The 17,416-nt window shown below is 37.6% G+C and carries 22 protein-coding genes and 1 riboswitch; of the genes, 14 read left to right on the top strand and 8 right to left on the bottom strand.

The annotated features are described in order from the left end of the window. The 6 genes from CVD27_RS23345 to CVD27_RS23320 form a co-directional block, all read left to right on the top strand. On the top strand, positions 1-689 hold a 689-nt coding region (locus CVD27_RS23345; protein ID WP_308301818.1), incomplete at its 5' end, for a class I SAM-dependent methyltransferase. A 99-nt stretch (positions 690-788) separates the two neighbouring features. Further along, positions 789-1,673 (top strand): NAD(P)-dependent oxidoreductase, encoded by an 885-nt coding sequence (locus CVD27_RS23340; RefSeq protein WP_101650910.1) that lies wholly within the window; start codon positions 789-791, stop codon positions 1,671-1,673. Positions 1,674-1,743: 70 nt separating this feature from the next. Further along, on the top strand, positions 1,744-1,971 hold the full coding sequence (locus CVD27_RS23335) for a hypothetical protein (RefSeq protein ID WP_101650908.1): 228 nt from the start codon (positions 1,744-1,746) through the stop codon (positions 1,969-1,971). 32 nt (positions 1,972-2,003) lie between these two features. After that, positions 2,004-2,234: a DUF2187 family protein gene (locus CVD27_RS23330; protein WP_308301817.1), complete on the top strand. Its 231-nt coding sequence runs from the start codon at positions 2,004-2,006 to the stop codon at positions 2,232-2,234. A 257-nt stretch (positions 2,235-2,491) separates the two neighbouring features. Next, complete coding sequence (locus tag CVD27_RS23325) at positions 2,492-3,709, top strand: threonine synthase (RefSeq protein WP_101650906.1); 1,218 nt, start codon at positions 2,492-2,494, stop codon at positions 3,707-3,709. A gap of 109 nt (positions 3,710-3,818) precedes the next feature. Beyond that, positions 3,819-4,346 (top strand): hypothetical protein, encoded by a 528-nt coding sequence (locus CVD27_RS23320; protein WP_101650904.1) that lies wholly within the window; start codon positions 3,819-3,821, stop codon positions 4,344-4,346. A 58-nt stretch (positions 4,347-4,404) separates the two neighbouring features. Here the strand turns inward: CVD27_RS23320 and CVD27_RS23315 are convergent, their stop codons facing one another. Both CVD27_RS23315 and CVD27_RS23310 read right to left on the bottom strand, forming a co-directional pair. After that, positions 4,405-5,097, bottom strand: coding sequence for a YjjG family noncanonical pyrimidine nucleotidase (locus tag CVD27_RS23315; RefSeq protein ID WP_101650902.1), 693 nt, complete (start codon positions 5,095-5,097; stop codon positions 4,405-4,407). 120 nt (positions 5,098-5,217) lie between these two features. Next, a complete protein-coding gene (locus tag CVD27_RS23310; RefSeq protein ID WP_101650901.1) occupies positions 5,218-5,844 on the bottom strand; it encodes a cell wall hydrolase in 627 nt (208 codons plus the stop codon). A 211-nt stretch (positions 5,845-6,055) separates the two neighbouring features. On the opposite strand from CVD27_RS23310, the gene CVD27_RS23305 reads away from it, so the two are divergent. Continuing rightward, positions 6,056-6,937, top strand: coding sequence for a mechanosensitive ion channel family protein (locus tag CVD27_RS23305; protein ID WP_101650920.1), 882 nt, complete (start codon positions 6,056-6,058; stop codon positions 6,935-6,937). 162 nt (positions 6,938-7,099) lie between these two features. Continuing rightward, entirely contained in the window at positions 7,100-7,267 is a 168-nt protein-coding gene (locus CVD27_RS29000; RefSeq protein WP_180960416.1) for a hypothetical protein, read from the top strand. Between the two features lie 48 nt (positions 7,268-7,315). Here CVD27_RS29000 and CVD27_RS23300 read toward each other — a convergent pair whose 3' ends face one another. Then, positions 7,316-7,582, bottom strand: coding sequence for a hypothetical protein (locus CVD27_RS23300; protein WP_374703095.1), 267 nt, complete (start codon positions 7,580-7,582; stop codon positions 7,316-7,318). A gap of 170 nt (positions 7,583-7,752) precedes the next feature. Between CVD27_RS23300 and CVD27_RS23295 the strand changes: the two genes are divergently transcribed. Further along, entirely contained in the window at positions 7,753-8,805 is a 1,053-nt protein-coding gene (locus tag CVD27_RS23295) for an LLM class flavin-dependent oxidoreductase (protein ID WP_101650898.1), read from the top strand. 810 nt (positions 8,806-9,615) lie between these two features. On the opposite strand, the gene CVD27_RS23290 is transcribed toward CVD27_RS23295, so the two are convergent. Beyond that, positions 9,616-10,395: a Cof-type HAD-IIB family hydrolase gene (locus tag CVD27_RS23290; RefSeq protein ID WP_101650897.1), complete on the bottom strand. Its 780-nt coding sequence runs from the start codon at positions 10,393-10,395 to the stop codon at positions 9,616-9,618. Between the two features lie 408 nt (positions 10,396-10,803). On the opposite strand from CVD27_RS23290, the gene CVD27_RS23285 reads away from it, so the two are divergent. After that, positions 10,804-11,676, top strand: a complete 873-nt coding sequence (locus tag CVD27_RS23285) for an SDR family oxidoreductase (protein ID WP_101650895.1) — start codon at positions 10,804-10,806, stop codon at positions 11,674-11,676. Positions 11,677-11,827: 151 nt separating this feature from the next. Then, on the top strand, positions 11,828-12,622 hold the full coding sequence (locus CVD27_RS23280) for a GNAT family N-acetyltransferase (protein ID WP_101650893.1): 795 nt from the start codon (positions 11,828-11,830) through the stop codon (positions 12,620-12,622). A gap of 69 nt (positions 12,623-12,691) precedes the next feature. Here CVD27_RS23280 and CVD27_RS23275 read toward each other — a convergent pair whose 3' ends face one another. Further along, complete coding sequence (locus tag CVD27_RS23275; RefSeq protein ID WP_101650891.1) at positions 12,692-13,759, bottom strand: sulfite oxidase; 1,068 nt, start codon at positions 13,757-13,759, stop codon at positions 12,692-12,694. A 125-nt stretch (positions 13,760-13,884) separates the two neighbouring features. Continuing rightward, positions 13,885-14,085 (bottom strand): hypothetical protein, encoded by a 201-nt coding sequence (locus tag CVD27_RS23270; protein WP_101650889.1) that lies wholly within the window; start codon positions 14,083-14,085, stop codon positions 13,885-13,887. A 310-nt stretch (positions 14,086-14,395) separates the two neighbouring features. On the opposite strand from CVD27_RS23270, the gene CVD27_RS23260 reads away from it, so the two are divergent. Continuing rightward, a complete protein-coding gene (locus tag CVD27_RS23260; RefSeq protein ID WP_101650885.1) occupies positions 14,396-14,701 on the top strand; it encodes a BC1872 family protein in 306 nt (101 codons plus the stop codon). A gap of 20 nt (positions 14,702-14,721) precedes the next feature. Further along, positions 14,722-15,837, top strand: coding sequence for a cysteine desulfurase family protein (locus CVD27_RS23255; protein ID WP_101650884.1), 1,116 nt, complete (start codon positions 14,722-14,724; stop codon positions 15,835-15,837). A gap of 38 nt (positions 15,838-15,875) precedes the next feature. Here the strand turns inward: CVD27_RS23255 and CVD27_RS23250 are convergent, their stop codons facing one another. After that, a complete protein-coding gene (locus CVD27_RS23250) occupies positions 15,876-16,094 on the bottom strand; it encodes a hypothetical protein (RefSeq protein WP_101650883.1) in 219 nt (72 codons plus the stop codon). Positions 16,095-16,200: 106 nt separating this feature from the next. On the opposite strand from CVD27_RS23250, the gene CVD27_RS28370 reads away from it, so the two are divergent. Next, on the top strand, positions 16,201-16,365 hold the full coding sequence (locus CVD27_RS28370) for a hypothetical protein (protein WP_180960415.1): 165 nt from the start codon (positions 16,201-16,203) through the stop codon (positions 16,363-16,365). Positions 16,366-16,423: 58 nt separating this feature from the next. On the opposite strand, the gene CVD27_RS23245 is transcribed toward CVD27_RS28370, so the two are convergent. Then, entirely contained in the window at positions 16,424-16,966 is a 543-nt protein-coding gene (locus tag CVD27_RS23245; protein WP_101650882.1) for a GNAT family N-acetyltransferase, read from the bottom strand. A gap of 130 nt (positions 16,967-17,096) precedes the next feature. Further along, a riboswitch (cobalamin riboswitch) is annotated at positions 17,097-17,284 on the top strand. The last annotated feature ends 132 nt before the right edge of the window (positions 17,285-17,416 follow it).

Genomic DNA, 17,416 nt, shown 5'->3' with positions numbered 1-17,416 from the left:
AATCCACTGCTTTTTTGTTTAAAATTAAGATTATTTATTTTAAGATAAGTAGAAAAGTGAGAAAAAGAATATACATATTGGAGTTGACTAGTTTGGGTCGGATGTTTGCTAAAGGGTATGATTTTTTTATGCGGCCGTTAGAAAAAAAGAAATTTAAAAAGATTCGTGAGGAGCTTCTATTTAAGGCTAATGGTTGTGTTCTGGAGATTGGGTCTGGGACCGGGATTAATTTTCCTCTTTATAAATCGGTTGAAAAGGTAGTAGCAACTGAGCCAAGTTCATATATGATAGAAAGGGCGCAAGAGAAGCTTAAACAAACCCGAGTACAAATTGAAATGGTACAGACAGGTGCGGAGAAACTGCCTTTTCCGGATAATAGTTTTGATGCAGTTGTAGCAACACTAGTACTTTGTACGATCCCAGATCCCAATCAAGCAATGTTTGAGATGATACGGGTTTGTAAACCAGGAGGAAAATTACTGTTTTTTGAACATGTCAAAATGGATAACCCTTTCCTAGCCGGTTTACAGGAGCTATTAACCCCTGCTTGGAAAAAACTTTGTGATGGATGCTGTTTGAATCGTGATACGCTTACATTAATAAAGAATAATAATCTTATAATAAATGAAATAAACAGTTTTTATAATGGGCTATTTCTCTCAGTAGAGACCATAAAATCCAATTGTTGAATCGATATGTTGAGTGACTTTATTGAGTTACAGCTATGAAATGGGTATCTTAATATGGACAGCAGGTAAATAAATTAAAAAAGAATCGAGGAGTAATCTATGATTGAAGTCGGTTTCATCGGACTAGGTAATATGGGACAGCCAATGGTAAAAAATCTTTTAAAAGCTGGTTTCAAAGTAAAGGTGTATAATCGGACTCCAAATAAGGCTTCGGAGGTTGTCGAGGCAGGTGCGGAACAAGTTAACCGGCCGTGTGATACGGTCACACCTGATGGTATTGTGGTAACAATGGTCTCCAATGACCAGGTACTCGAGGAATTAGTATATAGTCCAGATGGAATTGGAGAGAAATTGGGGAAGGATGGCATCCACTTATCCATGAGCACGGTCGCACCAGATACATCAAGGAGACTTGCGAAGTATCATCAAGAAAAAGGTAGTTTTTATATAGCTTCTCCAGTATTTGGCCGTCCAGAGGCTGCAGAGGCCCAAAAATTATGGGTAATGTCCTCCGGAAACCAAGGTGCTAAAGAAAGGGTTAAACCAATTCAGGAGGCAATGGGACAGAAAGTCTTTGATCTTGGGGAAGAACCCGGCAATGCAAATGTTGTAAAATTAGGCGGTAATTTTATGATCATGGCCGCAATGGAGGCCATGGCTGAGGCGTTTAATCTGGCCGAAAAGAATGGAATGGATCGAGAGACTGTTGCAGAAGTGTACACATCAACCTTATTCAACTGTACGGTCTATAATGGCTATGGAGCAATGATAGCTAAAAAAATGTTTGAACCAGCAGGCTTTCAGCTGGCACTTGGTCTAAAGGATTGTAATCTTGTCCTAGATGAAGCAAACCAAACTAAGACTCCCATGCCACTAGCAAATTTAGTACATAATCGACTCCTTGCCTCTGCCGCAAAAGGCCGGGGAAATCAGGATTGGTCAGCTTTGACAAAACTGGCTAACGAGGAAGCAGGGATGGAATAACCTGTTGAATAAATCCATCTTTTAAGCTAACGCTATAGTGTAACATCGCAATGTAAAAGGAGATATCACCGTGAAGCCATACGAAATTACCAATATGATAATCGATGATGATTTTGCTGTCGAGGAATATGTGACTGCAGAATTTGTACATGAGAATAAAAACTATAGCATTACATTTAAAAAAACAGATTTAGAAATTATAAACTGTTGGGTTTTCGAACAGGGAACATCGCTTCCTGCCAATATTCCTAACGAAATCATTGAATCAATCCGAGATGAGATAAAAAAAAAGATTTAGTATAAAAGAGGCGGCTAGATAACTGCAATCGAATGACTTCAGTATATTTTGGAAATGATAATGGCGAGGTGAATGGAATGGCGAATGCAAATATTGGTGATATTATTACATTTAAACGGGATGGAGAAAGCCATGAGGGGACTGTTTCCGGGGTTCGTGAAAATTCGGTTATTGTCCAGTATGGATATTCTAAAGACAAGGATGAGCCACTCACGACAATTGTTAATCATAAAAATTACAAAATAAAAAAATCATCTAAGTAAATCATTACAAGAATGCAGTGTGGTCAATCATACTGCATTCTTTGTTTTTGCTAAAGTCTAATAAACAAAGAATTGCATGAGAAGAAATAACATCTGTAGGAAATAAGTGAAAAAAGATTATTTAACCCTCCTTTTAACTATTAAAATTCTTTTTTCTATCTTAATACTTATTTAAAGACTCGGAATTATCGGATATAATAAATAGAAAAGTGAAACCTAATATAGTTTACATAATAAAGTTATTGGAGGTTATAAACGTGAAGTACAGCTATGTTTCCCATCTTGAGTGCCCAAAGTGTCATGAACATTATTCAGTAGATGAAGTAAGTCAACTATGTCGTTGTGGGGCTCCTCTACTCGTTCGATACGATCTAAAGGCAGCAAATTCTGCTTTTAAAAAAGAAGAGGTTAAAATACGTAAAAATAGCTTATGGAGATACCATGAGCTGCTGCCAGTAAAAAACGAAGAAAATATCGTCTCATTGGATGAAGGCATGACCCCGCTCACACATTTAAAGAAACTCGGCGAACAATACTCATTAACCAATTTGTATATTAAGGATGAGGGAATCATTCCAACTGGATCATTTAAAACACGTGGTGCAAGTGTCGGTGTTTCAAAAGCAAAGGAGATTGGCGTAAAGCAGCTGGCGATGCCGACGAATGGTAACGCAGGTGCTGCATGGGCACTGTACGCGGCAAAAGCCGGAATTAAAGCAACAATCGTCATGCCTTTAGATGCTCCGAATATTACTAGAAAAGAAGTTGCGGTATCTGGAGCTGATTTATATTTAGTCAATGGATTAATTAGCGATGCAGGAAAAATTGTTGGCAAGTTAATTGCTGAACAGGGCATTTATGATGCGTCCACATTGAAAGAACCTTATCGTATCGAAGGTAAGAAAACGATGGGGTATGAGATTTTAGAACAGTTTAATTGGCAGATTCCAGATGTCATTTTATATCCTACTGGCGGTGGTGTAGGAATTATCGGTATTTATAAAGCGCTCTTGGAATTAAAAGTGATGGGCTGGATAGAAGCTGACAAGTTTCCAAGATTAGTAGCTGTACAAGCGGAGGGCTGTGCTCCAATTGTAAGGGCATGGCAGGAAGGGAAGAAGGAATCGGTATTTTGGGAAAACTCTAAGACAAATGCTTTTGGTATCAATGTTCCAAAAGCACTTGGTGATTTCCTCGTATTAGAGGCTATTAATAAAACAAATGGCTGTGCTATAGCGATTTCAGAAGAAAATATCTCCAAAGCACAAAAACAAGTGGCTGAACTTGAAGGGAATTTTATTTGTCCGGAAGGTGCTGCTACGTTTGCGGCTGCCCGTATATTACGTGAGAAAGACTGGATTAAAGAAGAGGAAACAGTTGTCTGCTTAAATACAGGAGCAGGGATCAAATATCCAGAAACCGTCGAAACGAATAATGTGACATTATTACAACCTGATGATGTGATTCAATCGTAAAATAAAAAAGGCCAAGAATTTCTTGTTCTTTTGTACTATATGAATTTGGTACCTATGTAAGTGACACCTCTCTCCTAAGAAACATAAGATAGTAGCGGAGGTGTCATAAATGAAAAGTTGGTTAAAAGCAGTCATTTTGACATATCTTTCCCTGCTGTTTTTTGGCAGTTTTATTGCGGTAGGCATGTTGTGGACCGATGCTCTTGAAAAATCCCTGCCCTTCATTTCTGAAATTAAAACCTTTTTGTATTATTTCTTTGCTGGAGCAATAGGAGGTTCACTACGGCATCTTTACATGTTTTGTACTCATTATATGGAAGACGAGTTACACGATTATCGGAAATGGATCATGTATATTTTTTACCCCATTTTTGCTACAGGGACGGCTGTTGTAGCAGTCACCCTTATCCAAAGCGGTATCTTATTAATTCAATTTACTGATTATCAGGATACGCCTTTTGCTCCCATAGGCATTGCCTTCTTTGTTGGATTCGGTTTTAACCGCTTTGTAAAAAAGCTTAACAACGTATCAAAAGATATTTTTGAGACGAAGAAAAGTAAACCTTCCGAAGAAAACGATAAGGATACTGAGGAAATAAAAGATAATCAAACTGATAGTAAGAACAGTCCTTCTTAAATTGAACGTTAAAAAGGTCGCCATGTATATTTACATGGCGATTTTCTATTTCCAGCCTTTATTCCATTATTAGAATTTGAAACAACTCATTCAGATTTCGAATTTCATAGGTAGGATTAATTCGACTATTATTTGGTTTACCCTGAGGGTTAAACCAGCAGGTATCGAGTCCGGCAAGCTGTCCACCTTTGATATCTGAACTCAAGGAGTCACCAATAATTAAGGTTTGATCTTCTGAGGATTCGGGTATCCGGGCAAACACGTAATCAAAGAATTCTTTCATCGGTTTTTGAAATCCTGTATCTTCAGAGACAAAAATCTCTTTAAAAAGGGGATGCAGCCCAGAATCACGAAGGCGTTTATCCTGTGTCCTGGAAACCCCGTTAGTGACTATATATAAATCAAAATGGTTCTGTAACTCTGAAATCAATTCAAACGCACCGTTAATTAATTGATGGCCTTCCTCTAAAAAGCTGCGATAATATTTTTCCATTAAGACCCCATCAACGATTTGTCCATATTCTTTAAATAAGAGAGAAAAACGGGTATTCACGACTTCATCCCGCCCAATTTTTCCTTCCTCAAACGATTTCCACAGTCCTTGGTTAATTTTTTTATAATGGTTTTCGATAGCAGAAGTTATCGAGATATTTCGACTTTTAAACAACATTTCCAGAGCCAGCGCCTCGGCGGCAGCAAAATCTAATAACGTATCATCCACATCAAATAATAAAGTCTTGTATTTCTTCATTTTAAATTCCCCTTTATTCCAATAAGCCCTTAATGATTTAATACAATATTATTTTAGCGTAGAAAAGCGCCAGGTGCATCCCGTATGAATTGGAAGACCCCTAGCGCTGGGAGAATGAAATCATTTTTTAAATACATGGCGGCCAATAACAACTGTTGTCGCTCTAGAATCAAGCCAGCGGTTACTCGCGGTTGCCGGATTATAAAAAAATAATGAACCGGCAGCTACACTACGTTTTTCATTCATGGCTTCGTGAACGGCTTTAATCGAATCATCATCTGCTGGTTGATTGATTGCTCCATTCTGGACAGGTTGAAATTGCCCTTTTTGATAAATAACCTCTTTTATCGAATCAGGGAAGGATGGGCTTGCAACTCTATTGAGGACCACGCAGGCAACAGCGACTTTTCCATGATAAGGTTCACTCTCTGCTTCTGCTCGCACTAATCTAGCAAGTAAATCAAGTTCATTCTCGGAGTATCCTACGGTAATTTCAGGTTTTGAAGCGGTATGTACAGCTTGTCCAAGAGTGTTTATTTCCTGCTGTCCAGTATTGACTGTTTGTCCAACATAAATGAAATCAAGATTTTTGATTTGGGGATTATATTTAGCTAATTCTTGTAAGGATAAATTATGACTTCTAGCAATTCCTGTCATTGTGTCTCCGCTATTAACGGTGTAGGCAAAGGCAGGGGAAGCAAGTAGAAGGGATGTTATAACAGATAGGGCAATAAATATTTTTTTCAATGTAGTTTCCTCCAGTCGAATTCTTCTCTAATTAATTTCTATTTCTATGAACTAATTCGCTAGATTAGTATTACAGTTACATTACATAGTAATAGAGTGACTATTAATTGGAAGAATCGATTGATAGAGAACACACACTCAGAATAAAAAATAATTATGGGAAAAATAGGATATCCTAAATGTGATTCCATTATTTGAAGGAAGTGCATCGATGGAACTTTTAACTTACACGGAAAGCCTCTTAAAATATATAAGAGAATTTTTGGTCTTACGGGTAACATTAATGATCATCATTTTAATGGTCATTTCGTATTTGATTAACCGGAGTGTCGATTGGTTTTTTAGAAAATCTCACCTCTTGGAGGATGAGGTGGAACAGACCATTCAAGGGGTCATTCGGTCGGCTTTAAAATATAGCTCTGTAACGATCATCATGGTGTATTTAATCGGCCAATTTATGAATTTAAAAGGCTTGCTTGCCGGCGCTGGGATTGTCGGTGTCATTGTTGGTCTTGCGGCCCAAGAGGTTTTAAAAGATATTTTATTGGGATTGGTTAGGCTGTCAGATCGAGAGTTTCGAGTCGGTAACTTTGTCACATTTAATGGAAATAACTCAGGCACAATTGAGGAGATTGGCATTCGTTTTATGCAAATCCGTGAATGGTCTGGCAAACTTTTGACGGTTCCACATGGAGAGGTACGGACGATTCAAAATTATAATAAAGGGAAGATGCGAGTAATTGAACGAATGACGGTCAGTTATCAGGAAGATCCGCTAAAGATGAAGCAGCTGATGGAACAAGTCTGCAGCACCTGTAATGAAAAATACTCACAGTGTCTATTAAAAAAGGAAGACGGCCATCCAGAACAGGAATTTCAATTTATCGGCATAACAGATCTTAACCCCAATCAAAAATATGTTGGATATGAGCTATGTATGGTGGGGCTGGTTTGGCCTGATGATTATTTTGAAGTATCAAGGCAGGTAAGATTTGAATTATTAAAGGTATTTCATGAACATCAGATAAATATGCCTGGCATGCTTCTTTATAAGGACACCATATTTGATCAGACTCTTTCTGACAAAGTATAATTGTGGGTGGAACATGCATGGTGGACAAGAAGCTTTATTGTCAGCAGTTTTAGCTGGTTTAAAGGATAAAAATGATGTATTAACAAGGCTATTACAAAATCAGGTTGACCTCGGTAATATCATTAAACCCTATTACGGAGAACAAGGTGGTAACAAACCGATATGTTCTATACTCATTTAAAATTAACAACTGACGAGGTAAAAGACCGCTTAAAGGGTGACTGGACAGCTGACATCAAAACTGCGGATACCAATGAGGCTCATCTTATTCATATGGGTGATTTTTTAACAGATGGCATTGTTAAGCAGTTCCCTAACAGGTTCCGATAAAATAAGAAAGGAAATCTTTCGTAGGTCTTTTACGAGGATTTCCTTTTTTTAATGCCTATTACTTCGTTTATTTCGAAACGCCAATAGATTAGTTTTTAATGCAGAGTAGGTCCCAACCGCCGCGTACCCATAAAACCAGCCCATAAACAGACCTGCGAGCAGGCTGTGTTTGTGGCTGATAAAAACGGAGATTCCAAGTCCAAACAAAAGAGCAAATGTTGGAACAATCCATTTTGGTATTTTAAAATAAACTTTAATAAATTGTGTTAGCACAATAATAATTGGAATAGCAAAGAGAGCATCCCAAAAATTCATCTTAATGTAAGGGAAATCCAAACAAAAACACACCTTTTTTTCTATATTATGTGTTAACCTCCCTAAATTTATTTTATCCTTATTCGGAAAAGCTAATCATTGGAAAACTATGATAGAATAAGTTTGATCTAGCTAGTTACATATACCTAGTAAAAATAGGAGGAATATTCTTGGAAATAGGAATTAGTACATTTGTAGAAACAACACCTGACATTCAGACAGGAGAAGTTATAAGTCATGCCCAGCGGCTTCGGGAAGTAGTAGAGGAAATTGTGCTTGCTGATAGAGTAGGTTTAGATGTATTTGGAGTGGGAGAGCATCACCGAAAAGACTATGCGGCATCTTCTCCCGCACTTGTTCTTGCTGCTGCTGCACCCCAGACAAAACGAATTAGACTAACGAGTGCGGTAACCGTTCTTTCTTCAGATGACCCTGTTCGGGTATTTGAGGATTTTGCAACGTTAGATGGACTTTCTAACGGCAGAGCTGAAATTATGGTTGGCCGTGGCTCTTTTATCGAATCCTTTCCACTGTTTGGCTATGATTTGCAAGATTATGATGAACTGTTTGAGGAGAAACTTGAGCTTTTGTTAAAACTTCGTGAGTCCGAGACGGTTTCCTGGAGTGGGAAACATCGTCCGGCGATACATAATCTGGGGGTTTATCCGCGCCCAGTGCAGGATCCCTTGCCAGTGTGGATTGGCAGCGGAGGAACCCCAGATTCTGTTATTCGTGCAGGACTATTAGGATTGCCACTTGTTCTAGCGATTATTGGCGGCCGTCCAGTACAGTTTGCACCTCTTGTTAACCTTTATAAAAGGGCGGCAGAACAAGCTGGTCATGATATTTCTAAGTTGACGGTAGCATCGCATTCCCATGGTTTCATTGCAGAGGATATCCAAACAGCAGCGGATAAATTTTTCCCATCTACCCAGCAAGCGATGAATGTGTTAGGCCGTGAACGAGGCTGGGGATATTATGATCGATCAAGCTTTGATGCAGCACGGAACTTTGAAGGAGCCCTTTATGTCGGTGACCCAGAGACTGTAGCAAAAAAAATTATTCATCTTCGCAAGAATGTGGGAGTCACCAGATTTATGCTTCATGTACCAGTTGGAAGCATGCCGCATGATGATGTGATGAGAGCGATTGAACTGCTGGGTAAAGAGGTTGCGCCAAGGGTTCGTGAAGAAGTTACTAAATGGGAATCTGAAATTAAATAAATGGCACTAGTTTTATTATAAGTCAGGCTTGTAAACCTAATAAGAGGGTTGCATAACTCCCTTAGGAAAAGAAAATTGAAGCGTCCGGTAGATAAGAAAGGTTCATAACTCCCTTAGGAAAAGAAAATTGAAGCGTCAGGTAGATAAGAAAGGTTCATAACTCCCTTAGGAAAAGAAAATTGAAGCGTCCGGTAGATAAGGAGGGTTCATAACTCCCGAAGAAAAAGAAATCTGAAGCGTTCAATAGATAAGAAGGGTTCATAACTCCCTTAGGAAAAGAAAATTGAAGCGTCCGGTAGATAAGAAGGGTTCATAACTCCCTTAAGAAAAGAAAATTGAAGCGTTGGGTAGATAAGAAGGGTTCATAACTCCCGAAGAAAAAGAAATCTGAAGCGTTCGGTAGATAAGAAGGGTTCATAACTCCCGAAGAAAAAGAAATCTGAAGCGTCCGGTAGATAAGAAGGGTTCATAACTCCCGAAGAAAAAGAAATCTGAAGCGTCGGGTAGATAAGAAGGGTTCATAACTCCCGAAGGAAAAGAAATTTGAAGCGTTCGGTAGATAAGAAGGGTTCATAACTCCCGAAAGCATAGAAATTTGAAGCATTCGGTAGATAAGAAGGGTTCATAACTCCCGAAAGCATAGAAATTTGAAGCATTCGGGAGATAACCGTGTCTCGAGACGCATCATGTACAAAAGGTCGCATGAAATAAACCCATCAAAAACTCCAGAACCATTCATATAGCAAATAAAAAGCTTGTAGAAACAGATCTCGTTAAGACAACTCTACAAGCTTTTCCCCATTTACATGACTAAATTAAACCAAGCTTCTCCAACCCATATACCACACCATCTTCCTCAGCAGAAAGGGTTACCATATTGGCCGCTTGTTTTAATTCATCAGAGGCAGCCCCCATGGCCACTCCCATTCCAACAAATGAAAGCATCTCAATATCATTGATGCCGTCTCCGAAGGCTACCGTTTCATCAGGAGAAATTCCAAGTCGGTCTAATAACTTAGTAATACCTACAGCCTTATTGGAATTCGTGAGATTCACATCACAGGTTTTTGCGCCAGAGCTCCATCTGCGGAAATCCAACTCCGGAACCTTGGCTTTATAGTGGATCTCTTCCTCCAAGTTACAATGAAGAAACAATTGATAAATATCTTGGTCCATATAATAACTTGGGGGCGCCAATTCGGGCTTCCACGGATCATGGCTATAGGCTTCCACAACAAAGGGATGGGTTAAGTCTGTCGCTTTAAAACCTGTTCCGCTTAAAAAAGTTAGAGGATGCTGAAAATCACCAGACAATTGGTGAACCCTTTTTAAGATACTTTTATCCATTGCGTTTTGGAATATCTCTTTTCCTTCATGAAAAACATACGAACCATTAAAGAAAACCATTGAGCTGACTCCAGTTTCTTCAATAACAGACGTTGAAAAATAGGGAGCCCTTCCTGTAGCGATAACTACTTCCATGTTTCGGTCTTTTAAACGCTGAATGGCTTCCTTTGTAGCTGGACTAACCGTTTTCCCATGTGGAACGATAGTTCCGTCTATGTCTAAAATAACAGCTTTATAATTCATCAAACACACTCCTATGTTGCTGTTCTAGATTGATTTAACAATTAAATCTATACCTGAGTATATCGAATAACAAGCTCTACTCCAAAAGTGTAAACAAATTATATGGAAAGTCAGGAAAGTGAATGACAATTTTTTGAAGTAGGGCGAATTAAAAACAGAAACACTGGAAGATTAATTTATTATACTTCATTAGCTTCTCCTGCTATTACTAAAAAATAAAAAAGGTTGATAGATGATCTACCAACCAAATGAACCCTATAAAAACAAGGTTCCTGAAACAATAATTTATTTGAATTTAAAGCATTATAAGAAAGATTAATGAAATTAGTTGACAAAAACACAAATTGTAATTAATATGATTACAGGTAATTAAATAAGTTACAAATCGAAGATTTGGAGGAATAAAAAATGAAATTGTTAGTAACAGGAGCAACTGGAAAACTCGGTACAAAAGTGGTAGAAACCTTATTAAAAACTGTTCCGGCGAGCCAGATAGCTGTCAGCGTTCGTCATCCAGAGAAAGCGGATGGATTAAGAGTGAAGGGTGTAGAAGTACGACACGGTGATTTTGATCTTCCTGAAACACTAGATCATGCTTTTGCGGGAATCGATCGTTTACTGATTATTTCTGCAGACGGAGACAACGAAACAAGAATTCGCCAGCATACTGAAGCGGTTGCTGCGGCTGAGCGTGCTCAAGTTAAATTCATTGCCTATACCAGCTTAGGAAATGCAAGTGAAAGCACTATGTTTCTTGCACCACCACATCAAGCTGCAGAAGAAGCTATCTTGAAGACAGGAATTCCTTACTCATTCCTTCGCAACAACTGGTACTTGGAAAATGAAATTCCAAGCATTCAAGGTGTGCTTGCAGGAGCCCCTTGGGTGACATCAGCAGGTACTGGCAAGGTAGGCTGGGCATTGCAACAAGATTATGCAGAGGCTGCGGCAGCTGTTTTAGCTAATGATGGACATGAGAATACGGTTTATGAGCTGTCTGGTAAATTATTGACACAAGAAGAACTTACTTTAGCTTTAGGCGCAGTTTTAGGAAAAGAAATAATTGTTCAGCAGGTTGATGATGTAACATATGCCGAGATTATGAAAGGTGCTGGCGTACCAGAATTCCTTATTCCATTTCTTGTTGACATTCAAAAAGGTATTCGTGAAGGAGAACTGGAGATTGAGAGCAATGATTTCGAAAAGCTTCTTGGTCGTCCAGCAACCCCAATCACTGAGGCATTGAAACAAGTCGTAAGTGGCATTTCTCAAACAAAATAAAGTAACTCTATTATAACCGACCTTTCTAAATGGATTTAGAGGTCGGTTTTTTTATATAGAAGAAGAAGGAATCACTATGTTATAATCAATATTCCATATTCTCTGAAAATAGCAAATAAAAACTAGATAGGACGTAAAATGGGGGAGAACGATGATAAGAAAACTAAATAAAGATGATCACGAGGTTTGTCTAAGACTACTGAAAACCAAACCTGCTGAAAACTTATTTATAATAGGTGATATTGAAGCATACGGATATGAACAAGAGTTCCAGATGCTTTGGGGAGAGTTTAACGAGAGTGGAGAACTAATTGCTGTATTGTTAAAATTTGAGGAAAATTATATTCCTTTTGCTTCAGGATCATTTAATGCAAGGACATTTGCGGAAATAATGTATAGTGACCCTTCATTTAAAATGTTGTCTGGACTAAAAGAAATCACCAAGCAAATAGAGCTGTACTTAAATCAGCCTTATAAGAGGAAAAGACAACTCTATTATGCAAAATGCACGGAATTAACTACTAATGGAAATAGTGTTGATTTTTCTATAGTTCAACAAGCAGATCCACAAGATGCTGAAGCACTTGTTGAATTACTGAACTCCGTCCCAGAGTTTAGTGGATCCACTATGACATTAGAAAGAAAACTACGGGAATTGAATGATGGAAGTGCACGTTCCTTTTTTATTAAGGCCGATGGAAAAATAGTATCTACCGCCTCAACGGCGGCAGAAAATTCAATGTCGGCAATGGTTATTGGTGTAGCTACGCTAGAAAAATATAAGAAAAAGGGATATGCAACTAAGTGTATGATGAAGTTGTGCAGTGAACTTTTACATGAAGGAAAAGAACTATGTTTGTTCTATGATAATCCGGAAGCTGGAGCCATTTATAAGCGAATTGGTTTCGAAGACATTGGATTTTGGATGATGTATACATATAAATAATAGAATTGGAATGTTATTAGGCAGAGAGTTATCTCTGTCTTTAGCGCTTTTCTGATATAATGTTCGGTCTTATTCCACTTTTACATTTATTTTTTCAATGGCATTGTAACCATACCCCTTTCGGTTCCAAAAGGGTTCTGAAGGTTGAACATTTCCTTGAGAATCAGTTGCTTTTGATTTAATGGTGTATTCACCTTTTTTGACAGCCTCCCATTTATAATTCCAAGAAATCCATGAGTATTTATTAGCTGCAGAAGCTAATTGACAGGTCTCCCACGTTTGACCATCGTCTATACTAATTTCTACTTTCGATATACGACCATTTCCTGTCCATGCAATTCCTTTTATCATATAGGTACCTTTATGCAGTAATTGGCTATTTAATGGATATTGAATGGTAGAGTTGACATGGACCGTCGTGACAGGAAACTTTCCATTATCATTTTCTTTATTTGGATAGTATACGTAGTCAATAGTTTGGAAGGGACCATTAAATTCCTTGTCAATCACTGTAATTTTTTTTAGCCATTTTACAGAGGCCATTCCATACCATCCAGGGACAATTAATCTCAATGGAAAACCATGCTTAAAGGGGATTGGTTGATTATTATATTCATACGCAATAATAGTATCTGGCTCTAGTGCTTTTTCAATTGGTAAGCTTCTTGAAAAGTTAAAAATCGAATCGGAATCTGGTCTTTCTCCGTAATCATAGGCTTCAAAAACGAATTCTTTGGCACTATTAACCAACCCAGTGTGCTCTAGTAATGTCCTTAATGAAACTCCTTTCCAAATTCCTTGACTAATTGCACCTTTTTCCCATTGTTCACCAAATAATTTTGGTTCAAACAACCCGCGCTTATCTCCAGAGCATTCTAAAACCATTTTTATCGATCTCGATGGTAGGGAGTATAGATCCTGTATAGAAAATGTTCTTGGGGTATGCACCAAACCAACAATTGGAAGGAAGTAGAAAGATGATGAAAAGTTGGGATAAGAAAAATGGTTTCTTCTATAAAATAATTTTTCATCCACCAAATCGCCATTTAAAAAATGTATAGGTGTTTCCTGGTTTTCAGGGTTTAAAGACTTTGTAATTAAGTAAGGTTTAACCTCAGATTGGTAAAAGTGTTTCAAGTAATAACCTCCCAAAACTTTGCTATTTAATGCATATGTAATTAGAGGTTTAATATTCAAACTAGCGGTTTAGAAAAAGCCACTGTGTCATTTGTATACAGTGGCTTGTTACTTCCATTTAAGCTTTAAGAGTTTTTATTTAATTTCATCCCAAAAGTTAAGATCTCGTAACTGTTTTTGAGAACAAATCCATAATTTTTGTTATGATCAATCACAATATCCCCATCCAGATGACCAATCACCAGTGGGTCAATCAGGATGGTAATGTCATCCATTTTAAAAACTTCAACATTTTCTGCTTGCTCAACCTGAGCAAGTTCATACATATAGGTGGCGCCTCAACCAGTTGTACGGATTTCGTTTATTCTAACCGTTGGTTCTTCCCCGAGCTGAGTAATGAGTTGCTGCTGCGCATCTTTTGTTATGCTAACTTTCATTTTTATCACCTCTATCTTTATTTTCCCTTTGCTTACCAATTTAAATCCTAAAAAAGTTAATAAGTACAAGTATAATGGATTGTGACGATTTTGTGAAAATTTTTGATTTAGCATAAAAGTAGCTCTGATCATACCATAGAGGAATGATAGAAAAATGGTAAAATAATAAAACCTAGAAAAAAAGGAGCCATCAGATGTTATGAATAAAATAGAAATCATTGCACGCAGAATCCTAGGTTGGAAGTTAAATAGATGGGATCGATGGTATGATTATGAAAAAGAAATATTCATTCTAGTCTCTGAGTTTCAACCGGAAGAAAACCTAGAACATGCCATGCTTTTAGTCGAAAAATTAAAAGAGTTAGGGTTTACATATAAAACCAATGGGGATTTAGAGGTATGGTTTGATGATGTTTGTGAAAAAGGCGAAACCCTAGCACAAGCTATTACAAATGCAGCTTTTTCCATTGCTGATAATAGCTCAATCGATGAAGGCTGGCTTTAATATGAAAGGGAGGACGATGTATGGATAAAATTTATCTTGATTATAATGCCAGTACCCCACTGGCTCCGGAAGTAGTGGATGCTATGCAGCCACTGCTAGTTGATTTTTATGGAAATCCTTCTGCCTTACATTGGGCAGGGAGCCAAGTAAAGGAGTTATTACATCATGCCAGAGAACAGGTGGCTAGTTTAATAGGTTCTTCAGCAAGAGAAATCATCTTTACAAGTGGCGGCAGTGAAGCAAATAACCTGGCTTTGAAAGGATATTATTTTAAAAACAGCCATAAAGGCAACCATATTATCACGTCAAAAATAGAACATCCAGCGATTATGAATCCATGCAAGTTTCTTGAACAAATAGGAGCAAAGGTTACATACGTAGGTGTCGACCAATACGGAAGAGTTTCATCAGAGGAAGTTGAAAAGGAGATTACTAATGAGACCATCCTAATTTCAATTATGCACTCTAATAATGAAACAGGCACTTTACAGCCCATCAAAGAGATTGGGGAAATAGCTGATAAAAATGGGATTGCTTTTCATACAGATGCTTCACAATCTACGGGGAAAGTTTCGATCAATGTAAATGAGCTAAAAGTAGACCTGCTTACAGTTGCCGGTCATAAACTATATGCCCCAAAAGGGATTGGAGCACTTTTTATTAGAAATGGTATCGAGCTTGAACCACTTATCCACGGAGCAGGACACGAGTTTGGGATGCGCGCTGGAACGGAAAATACATTATTGGCAGTAGGCTTAGGAAAGGCATGCGAGCTGGCAAAACAGCAAGAAGAAAATCCTCAAATAAAAGATTTAACTAACTATTTTTGGAATCAATTAAAGGCTGAATTCGGAGAAGAGGTTGTTTTGAACGGACATCCTAAACAAAGGCTGCCGAATACTTTGAATGTAAGTTTTGTAAGACGAATAGGCCAAGATTTGATATCAGCAATCCCAAGATTAGCAGCTTCTACAGGGTCAGCCTGTCACGCTGGGAACATAGAATTATCACCGGTCTTAAAGGAGATGAATGTCTCTGAAGAAGTAGGTATGGGTGCGATTCGTTTTAGTTTAGGCAGGTACACAACAAAAGAAGAAATCAATCAGGTGGTTTTAGAGTTAAAAAGAATAGTGTAGCGATTAAGGACTAACCAATAAGAGTTAGTCCTTTTTCATTAATATTCTTGATCAGAGACCATTGTTTCAATATACTCATGCAGTTTGTCTTCTTCATAATCATTGAGTTCTCTCATCGGAATGACGGTTAGTTTAGTAGGATTATTTCCACGTACTTCTGCAACTAATACCTCATCCAAGTACACATTAAAAGCTGGTTCGTTTTCATGAGAACTTTTTATGGATTTTTTATGAAAATTGGGTTTATTTTCTTCCATGACTATTCCTCCAACTCATTAATTTCTAATTTTTACTATTACCAATTTTTAAAGAAACAATTATTTTTTTATTAAATCCTCATAATAAAAATGGAGGTGATAAAGAATGGAGAAACAAAATAAGTTCCCTGTACCTATGAATGATATGGGTGAACCAACTGAAATGAATCCCGTTAATGAATCTAAGGCACCCATGGTGGAAGTGAATCAATCTGTTGAGACCCAAGACCCAGTAGAAATTAGAGACCACGCCTCAGTCACTGTAATTTAAATCATATACAGGTAAAACAAATGTTTTACCTGTAAGCATGTTTATGGTGTTGCAGACCTTAATGAAAGTCTTTTTTATGTTTACGTAACACTGTTATAAAACCATCTAAAATATCATGACTAACAGAAAAACCCTTCCGTTTGTAGAATTCCAAAGCATTCGTGTTACCATTAGAAACAAAGATAAAATAATCTTCTACATATTCAAATTGTTGTAACCAGTCGATTGACATATTAAAGAGTCTTGAGCCGATTCCGTATTGTCTGTACTCGTCTTTTATATAAAAATTGGATAAACATCCTACATAACTGCCACGAACCGAAGATAGATCAAAAAAAGTAGCAAAGTCATTTGAATAAGTTTCTTTACGAGAAATATTTGAGTAGACATAACCGACTTGTTTATCACCATCTTTAGCAATAACCGTGTAATTGTGTATGGCATTTTTGATAGATGGAACCATCCATGTTTCAAATTTCATGCTGTCAAATAATTCAGGTTTGATTAACGCTTTCGATTTCTGAAACTTCATTAGTTCATTACATAAATCACTGCAGATTTCAATTTTATCATCTGGGATCACGTCATATGTAATATTCATTTATTGGCTCCTCGAAGTCATTTTGGATCAAGATCATTATAACAAAATTATTGGTTTAAATAATTTTTATTTTGACAGTCCTTGGGATACATGCTAATATGGCTATTAAATTCAAAATCTTTCTAAAAATTACATATGAAATGCATCAGGTGTTGTGTCAAGTGACACAGCTTAAAAGGGAAGACCGGTGAAATTCCGGAGCGGTCCCGCCACTGTAATGGTGAGCGACTTATCAGATACCACTGTTTCAATTGAAATGGGAAGGGATATGTTGCGATGAACCTAAGCCAGGAGACCTGCCTGTTGTATGCGCTTGTACTCTACGGGTGTATAGGGGGGAGTGAGAAATACGTGTTGAGAAAACCAAAAGGTCTCGACTCTAGTTAGCTGTGCGTATGAATCTCTCTTTCTATTGAAAGGGAGATTTTTTTGTTGGGACCAAAATACAAC

This window comes from Neobacillus cucumis (assembly GCF_002860255.1).
Classification (GTDB): Bacteria; Bacillota; Bacilli; order Bacillales; family Cytobacillaceae; genus Neobacillus; species Neobacillus cucumis_A.
Note: the sequence above shows the minus strand (reverse complement) of the source record. Positions and strands in the feature narration are given on the sequence as shown.

Bases quoted from the DNA above. Each gene is read 5' to 3' on its own strand.
- CVD27_RS23280 (WP_101650893.1), top strand. From the start codon at position 11,828: ATGATAAGAAAACTAAATAAAGATGATCACGAGGTTTGTCTAAGACTA.
- CVD27_RS28370 (WP_180960415.1), top strand. From the start codon at position 16,201: ATGGAGAAACAAAATAAGTTCCCTGTACCTATGAATGATATGGGTGAA.
- CVD27_RS23330 (WP_308301817.1), top strand. From the start codon at position 2,004: ATGACTTCAGTATATTTTGGAAATGATAATGGCGAGGTGAATGGAATG.
- CVD27_RS23270 (WP_101650889.1), bottom strand. From the start codon at position 14,085: ATGTATGAACTTGCTCAGGTTGAGCAAGCAGAAAATGTTGAAGTTTTT.
- CVD27_RS23290 (WP_101650897.1), bottom strand. From the start codon at position 10,395: ATGAATTATAAAGCTGTTATTTTAGACATAGACGGAACTATCGTTCCA.
- CVD27_RS23260 (WP_101650885.1), top strand. From the start codon at position 14,396: ATGAATAAAATAGAAATCATTGCACGCAGAATCCTAGGTTGGAAGTTA.
- CVD27_RS29000 (WP_180960416.1), top strand. From the start codon at position 7,100: ATGTTCTATACTCATTTAAAATTAACAACTGACGAGGTAAAAGACCGC.
- CVD27_RS23305 (WP_101650920.1), top strand. From the start codon at position 6,056: ATGGAACTTTTAACTTACACGGAAAGCCTCTTAAAATATATAAGAGAA.
- CVD27_RS23245 (WP_101650882.1), bottom strand. From the start codon at position 16,966: ATGAATATTACATATGACGTGATCCCAGATGATAAAATTGAAATCTGC.
- CVD27_RS23255 (WP_101650884.1), top strand. From the start codon at position 14,722: ATGGATAAAATTTATCTTGATTATAATGCCAGTACCCCACTGGCTCCG.
- CVD27_RS23320 (WP_101650904.1), top strand. From the start codon at position 3,819: ATGAAAAGTTGGTTAAAAGCAGTCATTTTGACATATCTTTCCCTGCTG.
- CVD27_RS23315 (WP_101650902.1), bottom strand. From the start codon at position 5,097: ATGAAGAAATACAAGACTTTATTATTTGATGTGGATGATACGTTATTA.
- CVD27_RS23250 (WP_101650883.1), bottom strand. From the start codon at position 16,094: ATGGAAGAAAATAAACCCAATTTTCATAAAAAATCCATAAAAAGTTCT.
- CVD27_RS23340 (WP_101650910.1), top strand. From the start codon at position 789: ATGATTGAAGTCGGTTTCATCGGACTAGGTAATATGGGACAGCCAATG.
- CVD27_RS23285 (WP_101650895.1), top strand. From the start codon at position 10,804: ATGAAATTGTTAGTAACAGGAGCAACTGGAAAACTCGGTACAAAAGTG.
- CVD27_RS23300 (WP_374703095.1), bottom strand. From the start codon at position 7,582: ATGAATTTTTGGGATGCTCTCTTTGCTATTCCAATTATTATTGTGCTA.